Source organism: Streptomyces sp. GS7 (genome assembly GCF_009834125.1).
Classification (GTDB): domain Bacteria; phylum Actinomycetota; class Actinomycetes; order Streptomycetales; family Streptomycetaceae; genus Streptomyces.
The window spans coordinates 5,767,957-5,784,163 of record NZ_CP047146.1 but is presented as its reverse complement, the minus strand read 5'-3'; the positions used below and the strand labels follow the sequence as shown (position 1 = coordinate 5,784,163).

Annotated in this window: 17 protein-coding genes; 9 read left to right on the top strand and 8 right to left on the bottom strand. The window is 73.4% G+C overall.

Features of this window, described 5'->3' with window-relative positions; genetic code table 11:
• Positions 1-26: 26 nt before the first annotated feature.
• Both GR130_RS25195 and GR130_RS25190 read left to right on the top strand, forming a co-directional pair.
• Entirely contained in the window at positions 27-1,292 is a 1,266-nt protein-coding gene (locus GR130_RS25195; protein WP_236573440.1) for a cytochrome P450, read from the top strand.
• A 26-nt stretch (positions 1,293-1,318) separates the two neighbouring features.
• A complete protein-coding gene (locus GR130_RS25190) occupies positions 1,319-2,083 on the top strand; it encodes an enoyl-CoA hydratase/isomerase family protein (protein WP_159506830.1) in 765 nt (254 codons plus the stop codon).
• Between the two features lie 78 nt (positions 2,084-2,161).
• On the opposite strand, the gene GR130_RS25185 is transcribed toward GR130_RS25190, so the two are convergent.
• Positions 2,162-2,710 carry a gamma carbonic anhydrase family protein gene (locus tag GR130_RS25185; RefSeq protein ID WP_159506829.1) on the bottom strand — a complete coding sequence of 183 codons (549 nt, stop codon included), beginning with the start codon at positions 2,708-2,710 and terminating at the stop codon, positions 2,162-2,164.
• 137 nt (positions 2,711-2,847) lie between these two features.
• Here GR130_RS25185 and GR130_RS25180 point away from each other — a divergent pair, with 137 nt between their 5' ends.
• A complete protein-coding gene (locus GR130_RS25180; RefSeq protein WP_201304988.1) occupies positions 2,848-3,630 on the top strand; it encodes an acyltransferase in 783 nt (260 codons plus the stop codon).
• A 12-nt stretch (positions 3,631-3,642) separates the two neighbouring features.
• Here the strand turns inward: GR130_RS25180 and GR130_RS25175 are convergent, their stop codons facing one another.
• Complete coding sequence (locus GR130_RS25175; protein ID WP_159506827.1) at positions 3,643-4,512, bottom strand: DMT family transporter; 870 nt, start codon at positions 4,510-4,512, stop codon at positions 3,643-3,645.
• 106 nt (positions 4,513-4,618) lie between these two features.
• On the opposite strand from GR130_RS25175, the gene GR130_RS25170 reads away from it, so the two are divergent.
• The gene (locus tag GR130_RS25170; protein WP_159506826.1) at positions 4,619-5,185 is read left to right on the top strand and encodes a helix-turn-helix domain-containing protein; all 567 of its coding nucleotides are present in this window, start codon (positions 4,619-4,621) and stop codon (positions 5,183-5,185) included.
• An 80-nt stretch (positions 5,186-5,265) separates the two neighbouring features.
• The gene (locus tag GR130_RS25165; protein WP_159506825.1) at positions 5,266-5,823 is read left to right on the top strand and encodes a YbaK/EbsC family protein; all 558 of its coding nucleotides are present in this window, start codon (positions 5,266-5,268) and stop codon (positions 5,821-5,823) included.
• Between the two features lie 70 nt (positions 5,824-5,893).
• Here the strand turns inward: GR130_RS25165 and GR130_RS25160 are convergent, their stop codons facing one another.
• The 3 genes from GR130_RS25160 to GR130_RS25150 all read right to left on the bottom strand — a co-directional run bounded on the left by GR130_RS25160 (position 5,894) and on the right by GR130_RS25150 (position 8,391).
• Entirely contained in the window at positions 5,894-6,391 is a 498-nt protein-coding gene (locus GR130_RS25160; protein ID WP_159506824.1) for a GNAT family N-acetyltransferase, read from the bottom strand.
• Between the two features lie 25 nt (positions 6,392-6,416).
• Positions 6,417-6,824 (bottom strand): CoA-binding protein, encoded by a 408-nt coding sequence (locus GR130_RS25155; RefSeq protein WP_159506823.1) that lies wholly within the window; start codon positions 6,822-6,824, stop codon positions 6,417-6,419.
• 802 nt (positions 6,825-7,626) lie between these two features.
• Entirely contained in the window at positions 7,627-8,391 is a 765-nt protein-coding gene (locus GR130_RS25150) for a type VII secretion system-associated protein (RefSeq protein WP_159506822.1), read from the bottom strand.
• A gap of 242 nt (positions 8,392-8,633) precedes the next feature.
• On the opposite strand from GR130_RS25150, the gene GR130_RS25145 reads away from it, so the two are divergent.
• The 3 genes from GR130_RS25145 (at position 8,634) to GR130_RS25135 (ending at position 11,327) form a co-directional block, all read left to right on the top strand.
• Positions 8,634-9,260: a YigZ family protein gene (locus GR130_RS25145; RefSeq protein WP_159506821.1), complete on the top strand. Its 627-nt coding sequence runs from the start codon at positions 8,634-8,636 to the stop codon at positions 9,258-9,260.
• 157 nt (positions 9,261-9,417) lie between these two features.
• Complete coding sequence (locus GR130_RS25140) at positions 9,418-10,881, top strand: APC family permease (protein WP_159506820.1); 1,464 nt, start codon at positions 9,418-9,420, stop codon at positions 10,879-10,881.
• 146 nt (positions 10,882-11,027) lie between these two features.
• A complete protein-coding gene (locus GR130_RS25135; RefSeq protein WP_159506819.1) occupies positions 11,028-11,327 on the top strand; it encodes a BON domain-containing protein in 300 nt (99 codons plus the stop codon).
• Positions 11,328-11,382: 55 nt separating this feature from the next.
• On the opposite strand, the gene GR130_RS25130 is transcribed toward GR130_RS25135, so the two are convergent.
• The 3 genes from GR130_RS25130 to GR130_RS25120 form a co-directional block, all read right to left on the bottom strand.
• Positions 11,383-13,788: a glycoside hydrolase family 65 protein gene (locus GR130_RS25130; RefSeq protein ID WP_159506818.1), complete on the bottom strand. Its 2,406-nt coding sequence runs from the start codon at positions 13,786-13,788 to the stop codon at positions 11,383-11,385.
• Positions 13,788-14,549: an HAD family hydrolase gene (locus GR130_RS25125; RefSeq protein ID WP_159506817.1), complete on the bottom strand. Its 762-nt coding sequence runs from the start codon at positions 14,547-14,549 to the stop codon at positions 13,788-13,790. The genes GR130_RS25130 and GR130_RS25125 overlap by 1 nt, the downstream gene beginning before the upstream one ends.
• Positions 14,550-14,715: 166 nt before the next feature.
• Positions 14,716-15,291, bottom strand: coding sequence for an Rv1733c family protein (locus GR130_RS25120; RefSeq protein ID WP_443043655.1), 576 nt, complete (start codon positions 15,289-15,291; stop codon positions 14,716-14,718).
• Positions 15,292-15,471: 180 nt separating this feature from the next.
• On the opposite strand from GR130_RS25120, the gene GR130_RS25115 reads away from it, so the two are divergent.
• Entirely contained in the window at positions 15,472-16,179 is a 708-nt protein-coding gene (locus GR130_RS25115; protein WP_159506815.1) for a response regulator, read from the top strand.
• Positions 16,180-16,207 lie beyond the last annotated feature (28 nt).

Sequence of the window (16,207 nt, the reverse complement as noted above, 5' to 3'; positions counted from 1 at the left end):
TGCGTATTGAACGAAGGAGTTACGCAGTGGAACCCGGCATAGCTGTTCTGCCAACGGCCCCCGCTGTCGATCGGCGTTCTGTGGTACGGCTCTTCTCCCGTCTGCGCACCCCGGACGGGCAGGCCAACCCTCTTCCGTACTATGCGGAACTCCGGTCGATGGGAGATGTCGTTCCGGCGCCGTGGGGCGGGTTCCTCATCAACTCCTACGGCCTGTGCGACCGCGTACTCAGGGGTAAGTCCTGGCTTGTGCCGGATGGTGCCTGGCGGGTCCGTCAGGGCGCGGCGACCCGCTGGACGGCGTCGTCCTCTCAGCAAATGGCCAGTACGCTCCCGGGACTCAATCCGCCGCACCACACCCGGGTCCGCCGGTCCTTTGGCAGAATGTTCGCCCCCGGTTCTCTGGCCCCTATCCAGAACACCGTTGAAAGCGCCACGGAGGAACTTCTCGACCGGCTGGAGGAAAGGTTGCGGGACGGCGAGGCGGATTTCGGTGCCCTCGTCAGCGAAGAACTTCCGGTGGTGACGATAGGGGAATGGCTCGGGCTGCCGACCGGCGATTTCTCCTTGCTTCGTTCGCTCACCCACGATCAGGTATTCGCGCAGGAACTCCTGCCCTCGGCGAGTCAACTTGCCCTTTCCGACACCGCGACCGGAAAACTGCGCGACTATTTCACGGGCCTGGTGCGGGAGCGCCGCAGGGTGCCGGGGAACGATCCCGTGTCCGAGTGGATCAGAACGTGGGACGACCTTGAGCCGGACCGGGAAAAGGCCGACGAGGCCGTGTACCGGCTCGCGCTCTTCGTGGTGCTCGCGGCACTGGAGACCACCTCCACCCTCCTTTCCACCGCGGTGTGGCTGGTCACGGCGCACCCCCGGCAGATGGGGTGGCTGCGCGCCAACCCGCAGGGTGTCTCCGGGGCTGTCGAGGAGGTACTGCGGTACGACTCCCCGACGCACGTGGTGAGCAGGGTGGCGGCCGAGGACATGGTGCTGGCAGGAGTCCCGGTCGGCAGGGACCAGATGGTGCACTGCATGGTCGGCGTGGCCAATCACGACCCGGCGCACCACCTGGACCCGCACCTCTTTGATGTCCGCCGCCGGGCCACCCACTTGAGCTTCAGCAGCGGCATCCACTACTGCCTCGGCGCCGCACTGGCCCGCATGGAGGCGGCCACCCTGCTCGATGCCGTGCTCAGACGCTTTCCGGGCCTGCGTCCCGCGCGTGCGCCGGAGTGGGCCCCGAGGGTGGCCTTCCGGCGTCAGTTGAACTTCCCGGTCGTGCTCTCCTGATCCCGCGGTGAGATAGGAAGAGACACATGATCGAACACTTCAAGACCCTCGTCGTCCAGCGCGAAGACGCCGTGCTCACGGTCCGGTTGAACAGCCCGGAGACCGGCAACGCCCTGTCGGAACCGTTGCTCGACGACCTGCTGACCGTGCTGGGCGCGGTGCAGGACGACCCCGGTATACGCGCGGTGGTCCTTTCCGGCGCGGGGGCGGACTTCTGCCTGGGGGCCGACCGGCAGGAGTTCGCGGAGTCGCTGGCCGACGACCCGGCCGGGACGGGCCTGCGGGTCCTGGGGAACAAGGCCCGGCGGGTGTGCGAGGCGCTCTCCACCACAGGTGCGGTGACCATCGCCCGCCTGCACGGTGGAGTGATCGGGGCGGGGGTCGCGCTCGCGGTCTTCTGCGACCTGAGAGCCGGCGCGGACACGTGCCGCTTCCGGCTGCCGGAACTCGCCGTCGGAGTGGCGCCGGCCTGGGGTGGGGTGCTGCCCCGCCTCATGAACGAGGCCGGAGCCGCCCGGATCCGCGAACTGATCCTCACCGCGAGCAACTTCGACGCGGCGACCGCCAGGGAACTGTCCATCCTGCACACGGTCGTCGCCGAAGAGGAGCTGGACGGCGCCATCGCGCGCTGGACCAAGCCCCTCGTCCGCCGTTCCCCCTCGGCGCTGCGGACCGCCAAGCTCATGATGAACGCGTACGCGAACGCCCACCGGCTCGCCGATGCCTCGCTCTTCGACGCGGAGTTGCTGTCCTCCGCGCTGAGCGCCGCGCAGTACGCCCGGCGCGGCTGAAGGCCGCCCGGGGCGGCCGCGCGTCGCGCCGGGTGCGGCCCCGACCGGGCCGCACCGTGCGGTGCGCGGTCGCCGCCGTCAGCTCCCGGAGTCCCCGGTCTCCGGCACCGACGCGCGGTGCCGGGCGGCGAGTTCGAGGTACATGGCGGCGTTCAGCTTGATGGTCTCCCGTTCCTCCGCGGTCAGTTCGCGCCTGACCTTGGCGGGGACGCCGGCGACCAGGGAGCCGGGCGGCACCCGCATGCCCTGGGGGACCAGGGCCTGGGCGGCGATCAGGGAACCCGCGCCGATGTGCGCGCCGTTGAGCACCGTGGCGCCCATGCCGACCAGGACGTCGTCCTCGACGGTGCAGCCGTGCAGCACGGCGTTGTGGCCGACGGAGACCCGCTCGCCCACGGTCACCGGGAAGCCCGGGTCCACGTGCACCGTGCAGTTGTCCTGGATGTTGCTGTCGGCGCCGAGGACGATGGGGCCGCAGTCGCCGCGCAGCACGGCGTGGTACCAGACGCTGGCGCCGGCGGCCAGGGTGACGTCACCGACGACGACCGAGGTGGGGGCGGTGTACGCCCCGGGGTCGATGTCCGGCCGGTCGTCGCCCACCGGTGAGATCAGTGCCCGTCCTGCCATCTGCGGTCTCCTCGCCAGTTCGGTGCCGCGCCACCAGCACCGTAGACGACGGTCGCCGCCGTTGCCGGGGGCGGTGGCCGGTGGGGCGAAGATCACAGCCCGCTGCGCGGCCGGTCGCGGGGCGCGCTGAGTACGGTGTGCGGGTGCCGATAGACCAGAACGTGTTCTCGTCCCTTGCGGCCTGGCGGCGCCGGGCCCTGTCGCGCGCCGTCCACCGGGGCGCGCGCTGGGTGCGCGAGGCAGCGGCCGTCAGCGCCGAGCGCCCCGGCCCCTACCGCTTCCGTCGGATCGGCACCGGAACCCGGCTCGCCTATCCGCAGGGCACGGTCTTCGGTGACCCCTGGATCGAGATCGGCGACTACTGCATCATCGCCCAGGACGTGACGCTGACCGCGGGCATGATGCCGGACCTGGACCTCGGGCCGGAGCCGATCCTGACGCTGGGCAACGGTGTGGTGCTCGGGCGCGGCAGCCATGTGATCGCGGATGTCCGGCTGACGATCGGCGACGACTGCTTCTTCGGTCCAGGGGTGTACGTCACCACGACCAACCACAGTTACGACGATCCCGAGGTGCCGGTGGGCAAGCAGTGGCCGCGCACCGATCCGGTCGCCATCGGCCCCGGCAGCTGGATCGGTACCGGGGCGGTGATCCTGCCCGGCGCGCGGCTGGGCAGGAACGTGGTGGTCGCGGCGGGCTCCGTCGTACGCGGCGAGGTCCCCGACCACGCGGTGGTGGCCGGGGCGCCCGCGAAGGTCGTGCGCAGCTGGGATCCGCGGGACGGCTGGCAGCCGCCGCTGCGGACACCGGCGCCGGTACCGATCCCGGAGGGCGTCACGCCGGAGCAGCTGCGCGCGCTGGGGGACTGGGAGCAGGGGGAGGCGGCCGAACCGGCGCGCCAGGGGGCGCCCGGCGGCTGACGGCCCGTCGCGTCAGCTGTGCGCGGCGAGCAGGATCGAGCCGACCAGGGCGAGTGAGGCGCCGGCGGTCTGTACCGCGCGCATCCGCTCCTTGAGGACGCCGAGCGCGGCGAGTGCGGTGACCACCGGGTAGAGGGAGGCGAGCACCGCCGCCATCGTGACCGGGCCGTGCTGGGCGGCGACGGCGTAGGTGCCGTTGGCGGCGACGTCGGCGATCCCGACGAAGGCGAGTGCGGGGAGCGTACGGCGGACGGCGGCGAAGCCCTCGGCGGGCAGTGCCGGGGTACCGCGCCGGACGGTGACGTAGAGCGCCGTGCCGCCGACCGCCATATTGCACACCCGCTGGACGAACAGCGCGAGGAAGAGCCCGGTGACGGTCGTGGACGCCTGCGCGATCAGGGCCATCACCGCGCCGAAGCCGAGCGCCGATATCAGCGTGAGCACGAGCGTCTGGCGGGCCACGGACGCGCCGCCGAGCCGCGGCCCGCCCGCCAGCAGGACGCCCGCCACCGCGACGGCCATACCGGTGGCCTGGAGGAGTCCCGGCCGTTCGCCCGCGAGGATGCCGACGCCGAGCGGTACGAGGACGGTGCCGAGCGAGCCGAGCGGGGAGACCACGCCCATCGGGCCGAGGGCCAGTGCGCGGTAGAAGCAGAGCATCGACACCGGGCCGACGACACCGGCCGCGACCGCGAACCACAGCTGCGGTCCGGCCTCCCGCCAGCCGCCGGTGGCCAGCACGATGCCGCCCAGCACCACGGCGGCGAGCGTCTGCGAGACCACCACGACGGTAAGTGCGTGGAAACGTCGGGTGAGCAGTCCGCCGCCGAAGTCGGCGAGCCCCCAGAGGAGGCTGGTGGCCAGGGCGAAGGCGGCCGTCATGCTGGAACCTCGCAGTACAGTGAGCTGGACGCTGAAGTACACCACACCGTAGTGCAATGAAGTGAACTGCGGAATCAAATATATTGAACTTCGACTTGGACGGACCGTGACGGATCTCGACCAGCTCACGCAGTCGCTCGCCCGCAACCTCAAACGCTGGCGCACCGAACGCGGCTACACCCTCGACGCGCTCGCGGCCCGCGCCGGAGTGAGCCGCGGCATGATCATCCAGATCGAGCAGGCCCGTACGAACCCGAGCGTGGGGACCACCGTCAAGATCGCCGACGCGCTCGGCGTCAGCATCACCACGCTCCTCGACTACGAACAGGGCCCGCAGGTACGGATCGTGGCACCGGGCGAGGCGGTCCGCATGTGGTCCACCGAGGCCGGGAGCCACACCTCGCTCCTGGTGGGCGGCGAGGCGCCGGGCCCCTTCGAGATGTGGGACTGGCGGCTGATGCCCGGCGACGAGAGCGTCTCCGATCCGCATCCGCCGGGCACCGTCGAGCTGCTGCACGTCCGGGCCGGCACCCTCACGCTGGTCGTGGACGGCGCCGAGCACGCGGTGGCCGCCGGCGCCTCGGCGACCTTCGAGGCCAAGGTCCCGCACGTCTACCGCAACGACGGCGAGGAGCCGGTGGAGATGACCATGTCGGTGATCATCCCGCTCTGACCGGTCCGTTCCGGCCGGTCCGTGATCGCACCGTGAGACGGGCCGACACCGGCACCGCGGCGCCTGTTAGCTTGACGTGCATGCCCGTGCCGATGGATGCCTTCGACGATGTCCGGCCCGCCGCCGAGTGCCTGGACCTGCTGACCGGCCCGGTGGCCGCGGCGATCCGCGACTGGCGCGGCTCGGTACCCGTCCGGGAACTCCGCTACGTCGACACGGACCCGGCCATCGCCGACACCGAACCCCTCGTCGACCGCTACGGCCGCTGGCTCCTGGAGCAGTCGGCGAACTGCGTGGTGGTGGCCGGCAAGCGCGGCGGCGAGGTCACCCTGGCCGCCTGCCTCGTGCTCTCCACCACCCGCGTCGACGTCAACGGCGTGGTGCGCCGCCATCTGGGCGCCCGCAAGGCGTCGTTCGCCCCGATGGACACCGCGGTCGGCGACAGCGGGATGGAGTACGGCGGGATCACCCCGATCGGGCTGCCCGCTTCCTGGCCGCTGCTCGTGGACGCCGCGGTGGCCGATGCCCCGTACGCGCTGATCGGCAGCGGCCGCCGCCGCGGCAAGCTCATCGTGCCGGGCAAGGCGCTGGCCGAACTCCCGGGCGCCACCGTGCTGGAGGGGCTCGGCGTCGCCTGACGCGCCGTACCGGCCGGCGGGCCCGGCCGCGCACGTCCGGGCCGCTCGCCCGCTGGACGGGCGGGGCCGCTCAGCCGGCGCGCACGCGGGAGCGCAGGTCCAGGGAGAGCGCCGTGGAGTGCTCGGTGAAACCCAGGCTGCGGTAGAGCGGTTCGGCGTCGTCGGTGGCATGGAGGTCGACGCGGCTGACGCCCCGGTCCGCGAACCACGCCAGCAGCGCCTCGGTCGTGGCGCGCGCATGGCCACGGCCCCGATAGCGGGGATCCGTACAGACGTTGAAGACGAAGCCGAAGCGACCGGAGGGGTGGCCCGGTGCGGGCAGCCGCTCCTCGATGCGGCCGACCGCACAGGCCGCAAGATGCGGCGCACCGGCCCCGCCGCCGTCCCCGTCCACCACGAACGCCCCCAGCGGAGCATCGGGACCGGCCAGCTGCCGACGCGCCATCGCCTCCGCATCGGCCTCCCAACTCCCGGGCTCGTCACGGCCGTTCATGGCATGGAACATCAGACGGCGGAGCCGGACGAGCTCGGCGGCGTCCTCGGGGCGGGCGGCACGCGGCATGATCATGCACGGACGCTAACCCACCCGGCGCTCAGCCCAAACGGGGTATCTCAATCGCCGGACACCGGTCCATGACCATGTCCAGCCCCGCGTCGCGCACCCGGTCCCAGGCGCGCTCGTCGACCACACCGAGCTGGAACCAGACCGCCTTGGCACCGACGGCGACGGCCTGGTCGGCGACGGCTCCGGCGAGTTCGCTGCGCACGAAGGTGTCGACGACGTCGATCTCGAAGGGAACGGCTTCCAGGGACGGATACCCCACTTCCCCGTGCACGGTCTCGGCTCGTGGATGCACGGGGACGATGCGCTTGCCGTAGCGCTGCAGCACCTCCGCGACGCCGTATGCGGCGCGCTGCTGGTTGGCGGACAGTCCGACGACGGCCCAGGTGTCTCCGAGCTCGGTGAGGATTCTGCGGATGGTCGCCTGGTCGCCGTACATGTCTGCCTCCTGCGGTCCGTGGCCCTCTGGTCCGTGGTCCTCCAGCGGCACAACGGGCGGTCGGCTCCGCCGATTCCCGCGCCGGACCGTGCGGGTGGCATGAGTGACCGAGATCACCGGACTCCGGTGCGGTGGAGGGGGTCGGCTGCGCAACGGTGCCACGGGGCCGGCCCCGGCCTCCGTCGCGGCCCTTCGTGCCGCAACTCTTGATGAACTCCAGCACATCGGCGTTGCCGTTGTGGGGTGCGATACCGGGCCGCGTTCTGTGGTCCGACAAAAGTGGCCCGCACCTCGGCGGTGCAGGCCACGTCCGGTAGTTGGCGGTGCGGTGGTCGGAGAGGAGCGCCGTCGGCCGGCATGGCTGTCGTGCGGCGTCGGCGTCTGGTGGTTTTCACGCGGTGTCAGAGTGGTGTGGTTTTCGAACGGCGTCAGCGTGGCGTGGCCGTCGTGCGGGGTCACCGTGGCGTGTTGGTCGGCGTGGGCTGCCGGTGTCACCAGGGCCGAGATGCCGAGGCATGCGGCAGCGGCGTTGAGAGCGGCGCGCTTGCTGATCATGTTGGTCCTCCTGCGGGTTGCCGGAGCCTCGGGCTTGCGTGCCCAGGGTGTCCGGCAGACCCCCGCGGAGTCGTTGGCGCACGGTCCACAGCGCTACGCGACGCGTGCACGGGTGGCGTGGGAAGCGTGAGACGGGCCCGGCGGCCGGGCTCCGGCAGCAAGACGCCCCGCCCGAAGGGGAAGACGGGCGGGGCGGGTTCGGATGGGGGAGGCCGGGGCGTGCGGCCGGCCTCCCGCTGCCGGGTGGTCAGGCGCCGACGACGGTGCTGCCCGCCGAGCGGGCGGGCTTGCCGATCGCCCGGCCGCCGGTCACCGGCTCGGCGGCCGCCGAACCGGTCCCCGGGCGCAGGGGCGCGGTGGCGGACGGCTCGCGGGTTCCGGCGGCGGTCTCCGCGGTGCCGGCGGCCCCGGATTCGGCGAGCGCCGTGCGCAGCTGCTCGGTCTCCACGAGCATGCTCACCGGGCCGGTCGGGTTGAGATAGAGGGCGTGGCCCGGCGGCAGCTGCTCGACGAGCTCGGCGACCGGCCGGCGGTCGTAGAGGAGCCGGCCCACGGATTCGAGATAGGCCGCGGACGTGTAGACGGGGATCACCGGAGTGCCCTCGGGGGAGGCCGCGGCGAGCGGGGTGCCGGTGGAGGTCACCAGTACGGACACCTCGGCGCGCGCCAGCTCGTCGCAGAGGTCCCGGGCCGGGCCGTAGCCGGTGGCCGCCAGCTGGAGCGCGCGGTCGACCGGGTCGGTGGGGTCGGACCAGTCCAGCATCTGCGGTGAGGGGCGGTACTCCGGGTTGTTCCGCCACTCCTCGATCTCGCCGGTGGGTCCCGAGCGCCACTGCCCGATCAGCGCCCACAGGGGTGGTGCACCCTCGCCCGACCAGGTCAGATCCACCATGGCCAGCCAGTGGTCGGGCGCGTTGCGGGCCGCCTCGATGACCTCCGGCGGCGGTTCGGGCATCTCGTCGCCCGTCACGGGAACGCCGGCCGTCATCGCCGACTCTGTGCTGTTGTCCATGAAGCCCTCCGCCAAGCCGCCGATCCGTTCCTGCGGTACGAGCGGGCCCCAACCGCGGGCCCGTTGCCTTGGGTCACAGTGCCCACGGGCGGCGCGGACGTCTGCCCGACGCACCGTGCGGAGGTCCCGGGTACGCCGGGTGGCCGTGCGCACTGCCCCCGTACGGCGGACACCGCAGCGCGGCGCGGGCCGCCGGGACCGGCCGGTGTCCGACGGCCGGCGGGCCCGCTTAGGCTGGTCGGATGCAGGAGCAGTACCGGACTCTCGCGCGCGAGGGCGTTCACGAGATCGAGATCAACAAGTCCCGCTTCATCTGCGCGCTGGCGCCGGTGGCGACGGAGGCCGAGGCGCAGGACTTCATCGCGCGCGTCCGCAGGGAGCACCCGACGGCCCGGCACCACTGCTTCGCATACGTCCTCGGTGCGGACGGCGGCATCCAGAAGGCGAGCGACGACGGCGAACCGGGCGGTACGGCCGGGGTGCCGATGCTCCAGATGCTGGTGCGACGCGAGATGCGCTACGTGGTCGCCGTGGTCACGCGGTACTTCGGCGGGGTCAAGCTGGGGGCCGGCGGGCTGATCCGCGCGTACGGGGGTGTGGTCGGCGAGGCGCTGGACGTGCTCGGGACGGTCGTCCGGCAGCGGTTCCGGCTGGTGACGGTGACCGTCGACCACCAGCGGGCCGGGCGGGTGGAGAACGAGCTGCGCACGACCGGCCGGGCGGTGCGCGAGGTGGCGTACGGGGCCGAGGTGCGTATCGAGGTCGGCCTGCCGGAGGCGGACGTGGCGGACTTCCGGGCCTGGCTGGCGGACGCCACGGCCGGTGCGGCGCGGCTGGAGCTCGGCGGGGAGGCGTACGGGGAGGCGTGACCGGCGGCCCGGCGGCGGGCGGTGACCGAGGTGCGGGCGGCCGGCGGGGCCGATGCGGTGCGGACCGGTGCGCGGGGGCGTCGGTCGTGCCAGCCTGGGGCGCGGTGGAATGGGCCGCGGACCGGCGTGTGGGCCGGCACGGGAAGGGGCTTCGCGTATGCCTGAACTCCTTGACGAGCGGGTGGGGTTCGTCCGTCGGATCGGGTTGTTCCAGGCCACGGCCATCAACATGAGCCAGATGTGCGGCATCGGGCCGTTCGTGACGATCCCGTTGATGGTGACCGCGTTCGGGGGGCCGCAGGCCGTCATCGGGTTTCTCGCGGGTGCGGTGCTGGCGCTGGCGGACGGGCTGGTGTGGGCGGAGTTGGGTGCGTCGCTGCCGGGGGCGGGCGGGAGTTACGTCTATCTGCGGGAGGCGTTTCAGTACCGGACCGGGAAGCTGATGCCGTTTCTGTTCGTGTGGACGGCGATGCTGTTCATCCCGCTCGGGATGTCCACGGGCGTCATCGGCTTCGTGCAGTACCTGGGGTACCTGTGGCCGGGCATGAGCCAGGGGCAGGGGGACGCCGTGGGGCTGGCGGTCACGGCGGGGATCGTGGTGCTGCTGTGGCGGCGGGTGGAGCGGATCGCCCGGCTCACCGTCGTGCTGTGGGCGGTGATGATCGCCTCCGTCGTCCTCGTCATCGTCGCCGCGTTCACCCACTTCAGCCCGGCGCTGGCGTTCACCTATCCCGCGCACGCCGTGGAGCTGACGGCCAGTCACTTCTGGATCGGCTTCGCGGGCGGGCTCACCATCGGCATCTACGACTACCTCGGCTACAACACCGCCGCCTATATGGGCGCCGAGATCCGGCAGCCCGGCCGCACCCTCCCGCGCGCCGTCATCTCCTCGATCCTCGGCATCATGGCGATCTACCTGCTGCTGCAGATCGGCACCCTCGGGGTCGTCGACTGGCGGGAGATGCTGGACCCGCACAGCACCGCCGGTTCGTCCGTCGCCTCCGCCGTACTGGAGAAGACCTGGGGGTCGGCCGCGGCCGACGCGGTCACCGTGCTCATCCTCGTCACCGCCGTCACCTCCGTCCTCACCGGGCTGCTGGGCGGGTCGCGGGTTCCCTACGACGCCGCCCGCGACCGGGTGTTCTTCCGGGCGTTCGGGACGCTGCACCCGCGCCACCGCTTCCCCGTCCTCGGGCTGCTGGCGATGGGCGGCGTCATGGCCGCCGGCTTCCTCCTCGGCCGGCACACCGATCTGGCGACGATCATCCAACTGCTCACCACGGTCATGGTGATCGTCCAGTCGCTGGCCCAGGTCGCCGCGGTCACCGTACTGCGCCGCCGGCAGCCGGCGCTGCGCCGCCCGTACCGGATGTGGCTCTACCCGCTGCCGAGCATCGTGGCGCTGGCCGGCTGGCTGGTGATCTACGGGTACGCGGACCGCAACGCTCCGGGCCGGCACCCCATCGAATGGTCGCTGGCCTGGGTCGCGGCGGGGGCGTTGGCGTTCCTGGCGTGGGCCCGCCACGAGCGGGAGTGGCCGTTCGGGCCGAAGCGGATCGCCGAGGAGTATCTGCACGGGGCGGACCCGGACGCGGAAGCCGTGCCGGCGGCGGAGGGGTGAACCGGGCGGCCCGCGGAGGGGGCCGGACGGCCCCGGCCCCCGGAGGAGCGGGAGTTCACGCTGAAGGTGCCATCCGCGGGTCCGTATGAGGAGGCGTCACGCCGCCGGTCCGTCAAGCGGCTGCCGGTCGTGGACGCGGCTCGGGGATGCTCCAGGGGATCGTCAGCCGGGCCGATCCGCTCCAGGTGTTCCTCCGGTCCGACGACGAACTCGCCGCGGAGATCCGGCGCGACATCGTGGGGCACCTCTTCGCGGTCTCGCACGGCGATCTGCGGGTGACCGTCTCCGACGGGGTGGTGACGCTCAGCGGGCGGGTGCGGGACACCTCGCCGATCCCGGTGGCGGCGCGGCTGGTGCGTGCGGTGGAGGGCGTGGTGGACGTGGCGTTCGACGTCACGGGGCCGACGCCGCTGCGGACGGCCCCGGCGGTGGGGTGCGACCGGTGACGGCAGGGCCGGCTCCGGGGGCCGTCCGGTGCGCCGCCGTCCCCGCCGACGGCCCTCAGCCGCCGGGGAGTTCCAGCCGCCGGACCGTTCCCGGCGGGACGGTGAACGGGCGGCCGCGGAGCCGGACCTGCACCGCGGCGTGCTCCGAGTCCGGGACGGCGATCGTGACGCGGTCGGCGCGGATCCGCAGGTCGATGTCGCGGTGGCGGCGGTAGCGGATGCGGACCCCGAACTTGGAGAGCTGGGGGAGCGGCGCCGGGTCCAGCCACAGGGCGCGGTCGCGGGTCTCCAGTCCGGTCATCCCGCGCTGCACGAAATCCAGCGTGCCGGCCATCGCACCCAGGTGGATGCCCTCCGCGGTGGTGCCGCCCTGGACGTCGGCGACATCGCCGGTCAGCGCCTCCTCGCAGTACGTCCAGGCGTCCGCGCGGCGTACCCGGGCCAGTACCCAGGCGTGGACCAGGGCGCTCAGCGTCGAGCCGTGGCTGGTGCGGTGGAGGTAGTGGTCGACGGTGGCGCGCCAGATGTCGTCGTCGAGCCGGTAGCCGAGCTGCCCGAAGACGCCGGAGAGCTCCGCCGGGGAGAAGAGGTAGCCCAGCATCAGCACGTCGGCCTGTTTGGACGCCTGGTAGCGGTTGACGGTGTCGCCCTCCGCCTCCAGGATCCGGTCCAGCCGCCGGATGTCGCCGTAGCGCTCGCGGTAGCCTGCCCAGTCGAGTTCGGCCAGCTGCCCGTAGCCGGCGAACTGGCTGATGAGGCCGCGGTGGTAGGGCACGTGGAGCCGGTGCGCGATGTCGTCCCAGCGCTGCCGTTCGTCGGGGGCGAGCGCCAGCCGCTCGAAGAGCTGCCGCCGGCTGGCCTCGGGCAGGGTGCGGCACAGGTCGAGCGCCCGGGTCAGCACCCAGGCCGCGGTGACGTTGGTGTACGCGTTGTCGTCCAGGCCCGGCCGGTCGGCGCCGGGATAGCCGTCGTGGTACTCGTCGGGGCCGACCACGCCGCGGATGCGGTAGCGGCCCAGCGCCGGGTCCCAGTCCGACTTCGCCGCCCAGAAGCGGGCGATCTCCAGCAGTATCTCCGCGCCCTTGGTGTGCAGGAACTTGGTGTCGCCGCTGGCCTGCCAGTACTGCCACACGTTGTACGCGATCGCCGAGCCGACATGGTGCTGGAGCCGGGAGTGGTCCGGCAGCCAGCGGCCCGAGCGCGGGTTGAGGTGCAGCCGCTGGGTCTCCTCGCGGCCGTCGCTGCCGCTCTGCCACGGGTACATCGCCCCCGCCAGCCCCGCCGCGCGGGCTGCGTCGCGGGCGGCCGGCAGCCGCCGGTGGCGGTAGTTGAGCAGCGCCCGGGAGACCTCCGGGAAGTGCAGGTTCAGGAACGGCAGCACGAACAGCTCGTCCCAGAAGACGTGCCCGCGGTACGCCTCGCCGTGCAGACCGCGGGCGGGCACCCCGGCGTCCAGCCGGGCGGTGTGCGGGGAGAGGGTCTGCAGGACGTGGAAGAGGTGCAGCCGCAGGATCCGGCCCGCCTCCTCGGGGACGTCCAGACGCGCCTGCTGCCACAGCCGGTCCCAGGCGCGGTGGTGCGAGGCCAGCAGCCGGGGCACGGCGGGGGCGTCCCGTACGGTGCCGAGGGCGGCGGCGAGCGGATCGGTGACACCGCGGTCGCGGGAGGTGCGCAGTGCCACGGTCTTGTCGACGGTCGCGGTGGCGCCGGGGCGGAGCGGGACGGTCAGGATGCGGTGGGCGCACCGGAGGGTGAGGTCGGCGTGGCAGGCGCGGGGGCGCGGTGCGGTCCGGATGCGGGCGGCCAGTGCGATCCGGATGCCGGAGGTGCGGGTGCGGCAGTGCAGCCGGAGCGTGTCGTCGTCCTCGATGCCGGTGTCCCAGCCGGTCAGGTGGGTGTCGGCCAGGTCGCGGTAGCGGTCCACGCCGGAGTTGCGGACATCGCCGTCGAGACCGGCCGCCACCTCCACGTCGCCGGACCAGCCCTCGGCGGTGAACGTCAGGCGCTGCGCGGCGAGTTGGGGCTCGGCCATGTGCACCAGGCGGCGCTCGGTCACGGTCAGCCGCCGCCCGGCGCCGTCCTCGTAGACCGACCGCAGCGTGAGGGTGCCGCGGCGCAGGTCGAGCGTGCGGCGGTGGCCGGTCAGCTGAGGGTGGTCGGGGGAGAGCCAGGGGCCGGGATCGGGGGTGTCCGCCGGGCGGATGCGGTAGCGCAGCGGCAGCCAGTTGGGGAGGTTGACCAGGTCCTCGTTCTCGACCGGGCGGCCGGCGACGGTGGAGGTGAGGCGGTTGTAGCAGCCCGCCGCGTAGGTGCCCGGGTAGTGCGCGGGGCCGGCGGGCTCCTCGGAGGCGGCGCCGCGGGTGGCGAAACGGCCGTTGCCGAGCGTGCACAGGGCTTCGCGCAGCCGCTCGGCGCCGGGGTCGTACCCCTCGTACGACCAGGTCCAGGCATCGGCCCGCATCAGCGGGTCCCGGGCATCAGCAGGTCGCCGGGGTCGCTGACGACGACATCGGCGCCGCGCCGGCGCAGCTGGCCCGCGCGGTACCGGCCGCCCGTCCGGTCGACGCCGACGATGAGGCCGAATCCGCCGCGCCGGCCCGCCTCGACACCGGCCAGTGCGTCCTCCACCACCGCGGTGTCCGCGGCGGGGACGGCCAGGCGCCGGGCGGCCTCCAAGAAGAGCGCGGGGTCAGGTTTGCCCGGCAGGCCCAGCCGTGCGGCTTCGTTGCCGTCGACCACGGCCCCGAACGCGTCCAGCAGCCGCGCGCGGGTGAGCAGCTCGGTGGCGTGGCGGGACGCGGAGACGGCGGCACACGGCACCCGCTCGCCGCGCAGCGCCGCCAGCAGCCGTACGGTGCCGGGCCAGGCGGTGACGCCCCGGGCGTCCAGCAGCGCGGTGAACAACGCGTCCTTGCGGGCCGCGACCGCCCGGACGGTCCCGGTGCCGGGCGGGTCGCCGGGGGAGCCGAGCGGCAGCGCCAGGCCGCGGGAGGCTAGGAACGCGGCGGCGCCGTCCTCGCGGGATCTGCCGTCGACATAGCGGAGGTAGTCGGCCGCCGGGTCGAACGGGCGCTGCCCGCCCGCGGCGGCCAGGCACGCGTCGAACGCCTCCTGCCAGGCCGCGGCGTGCAACCGGGCGGAGTCGGTGATCACTCCGTCGGTGTCGAGGACCACGGCCCGCAGCGAGCGCAGACACGCTGCCAGGGGCGACGCGGCGGCCATGAGCCGATCCCTTCAAGGACGGACACGGAAAGACGGGACAGACGCGAACGGTCACGGGTGGATGCGGAAGGACCTGGATGGCGACGGACGGACGGGACGGTGGTCTCTCCATGGCACCACGACACCTGCCGGCCCGGCATCCGACACGGGGTGCCGGGCCGGCTCCTCACGGCGACGGGTGCCCGAGATGCCCGTCCACCGCCGCCCACTCCCGTTCCCACCGGTCCAGGCAGCGGCGGTCGAGGAGCGCGGCACCGCACCGCTCCGCGCCGGCCAGCAGCAGGGCGGTGCCGCAGCCGGCAGCCGTGCCGGCCGCGATGCTCCCGGCCACCGCGTCGCCGGGGGTGACCGGATCGCGCAGCAGCGCGCCGTGCCCGTCGAGCCAGGCGGTGGTGCGGTCCCCGGCGTGGAGCGCCGGCGGCACCGCCGTCTCCCCGGTGCGCGTCGTCCCGTCGGGCAGCGTCCACCGCACCGTGGTGTGCACCGGGACGCCGGCCCCCTCCGCGGGGCTGGTGCCGATACGGACCGGCGGGTCCTCGACGAGGACGGCCGGGACGCCGTGCCGGGTGGCGACCTGGTGGGCAGCGGCGGTGGCGACCGCGTCCGCGGCGGTCCAGCCGGCGGCCGGGGCGGCGACCGCGATCAGGACGCCGGTGGCCGGCAGCAGCAAGGACCGGATCACGTCCGCACGGCGTCGGAGCGGGTTGTGCCGCCAAGGCGGGAGGCATGCCGGGAGACGCATCGCGGGCCCCCTTCCACGCGCGGGCCTACGTCCCGACTGTCGCACACCGTGGCGGCGGGGGAGAGGGGCCGAACGGGCCGGCTCCCGTGGGACGGGTGCCCGTTCGGCCCTGGCGGGCCCACGGGGGCGGGCCCACGATGAAAGGTACGGCGGGGCTCCGTACGGCAGCGTGGAGGAACGATGAGCGAGGCGGGCGTCTTCTCGCCGCAGCGGCCGATCAGGGTGTTCCTGGTCGACGACCACGAAGTGGTGCGGCGCGGTGTGCAGGACCTGCTCGACGCGGAGCCCGACATCGAGGTGATCGGCGACGCGGGCACCGCGGGGCACGCGCTGGCCCGCGGCCCGGCGCTGCGGCCCGATGTCGCGGTGCTCGACGTACGGCTGCCGGACGGCGACGGGATCACCGTCTGCCGGGAGCTGCGGGCGCGGCTGCCGGAGCTGGCGTGCCTGATGCTCACCTCGTTCGACGACGACGACGCGCTGCTCGACGCGATCATGGCGGGGGCGGCCGGCTATGTGCTCAAGGAGATCAAGGGGGCGGACCTGGTCGCCGCGGTGCGCACCGTCGCGTCCGGCCGCTCGATGCTCGACCCGGCGACCACGGCGCGGCTGATGCACAGCCTGCGGGGCGAGGGCGCCGACGCCGGGCCGGAGGCGGACGCGCTGGCCGGCCTGTCGCCGCGGGAGCGGGAGATCCTCGTCCTGGTCGGCGATGGATTGACGAACCGTCAGATCGGGCAGCGGCTCTACCTCTCCGAGAAGACCGTCAAGAACCACATCTCGCGGCTGCTCGCCAAGCTCGGCGTCGCCCGCCGGATCCAGGCCGCCGTGCTGGCCACCCGCGCGGCCCCGCCCGCCGACGGCGACACCCGGCCGCGCTACCTCTGACCCGCTGCCTCCGACCACGGCCCGGCCG

Bases quoted from the DNA above. Each gene is read 5' to 3' on its own strand.
- GR130_RS25190 (WP_159506830.1), top strand. From the start codon at position 1,319: ATGATCGAACACTTCAAGACCCTCGTCGTCCAGCGCGAAGACGCCGTG.
- GR130_RS25185 (WP_159506829.1), bottom strand. From the start codon at position 2,710: ATGGCAGGACGGGCACTGATCTCACCGGTGGGCGACGACCGGCCGGAC.
- GR130_RS25175 (WP_159506827.1), bottom strand. From the start codon at position 4,512: ATGACGGCCGCCTTCGCCCTGGCCACCAGCCTCCTCTGGGGGCTCGCC.
- GR130_RS25165 (WP_159506825.1), top strand. From the start codon at position 5,266: ATGCCCGTGCCGATGGATGCCTTCGACGATGTCCGGCCCGCCGCCGAG.
- GR130_RS25160 (WP_159506824.1), bottom strand. From the start codon at position 6,391: ATGATCATGCCGCGTGCCGCCCGCCCCGAGGACGCCGCCGAGCTCGTC.
- GR130_RS25155 (WP_159506823.1), bottom strand. From the start codon at position 6,824: ATGTACGGCGACCAGGCGACCATCCGCAGAATCCTCACCGAGCTCGGA.
- GR130_RS25150 (WP_159506822.1), bottom strand. From the start codon at position 8,391: ATGGACAACAGCACAGAGTCGGCGATGACGGCCGGCGTTCCCGTGACG.
- GR130_RS25145 (WP_159506821.1), top strand. From the start codon at position 8,634: ATGCAGGAGCAGTACCGGACTCTCGCGCGCGAGGGCGTTCACGAGATC.
- GR130_RS25140 (WP_159506820.1), top strand. From the start codon at position 9,418: ATGCCTGAACTCCTTGACGAGCGGGTGGGGTTCGTCCGTCGGATCGGG.
- GR130_RS25135 (WP_159506819.1), top strand. From the start codon at position 11,028: ATGCTCCAGGGGATCGTCAGCCGGGCCGATCCGCTCCAGGTGTTCCTC.
- GR130_RS25130 (WP_159506818.1), bottom strand. From the start codon at position 13,788: ATGCGGGCCGATGCCTGGACCTGGTCGTACGAGGGGTACGACCCCGGC.
- GR130_RS25125 (WP_159506817.1), bottom strand. From the start codon at position 14,549: ATGGCCGCCGCGTCGCCCCTGGCAGCGTGTCTGCGCTCGCTGCGGGCC.
- GR130_RS25120 (WP_443043655.1), bottom strand. From the start codon at position 15,291: ATGCGTCTCCCGGCATGCCTCCCGCCTTGGCGGCACAACCCGCTCCGA.
- GR130_RS25115 (WP_159506815.1), top strand. From the start codon at position 15,472: ATGAGCGAGGCGGGCGTCTTCTCGCCGCAGCGGCCGATCAGGGTGTTC.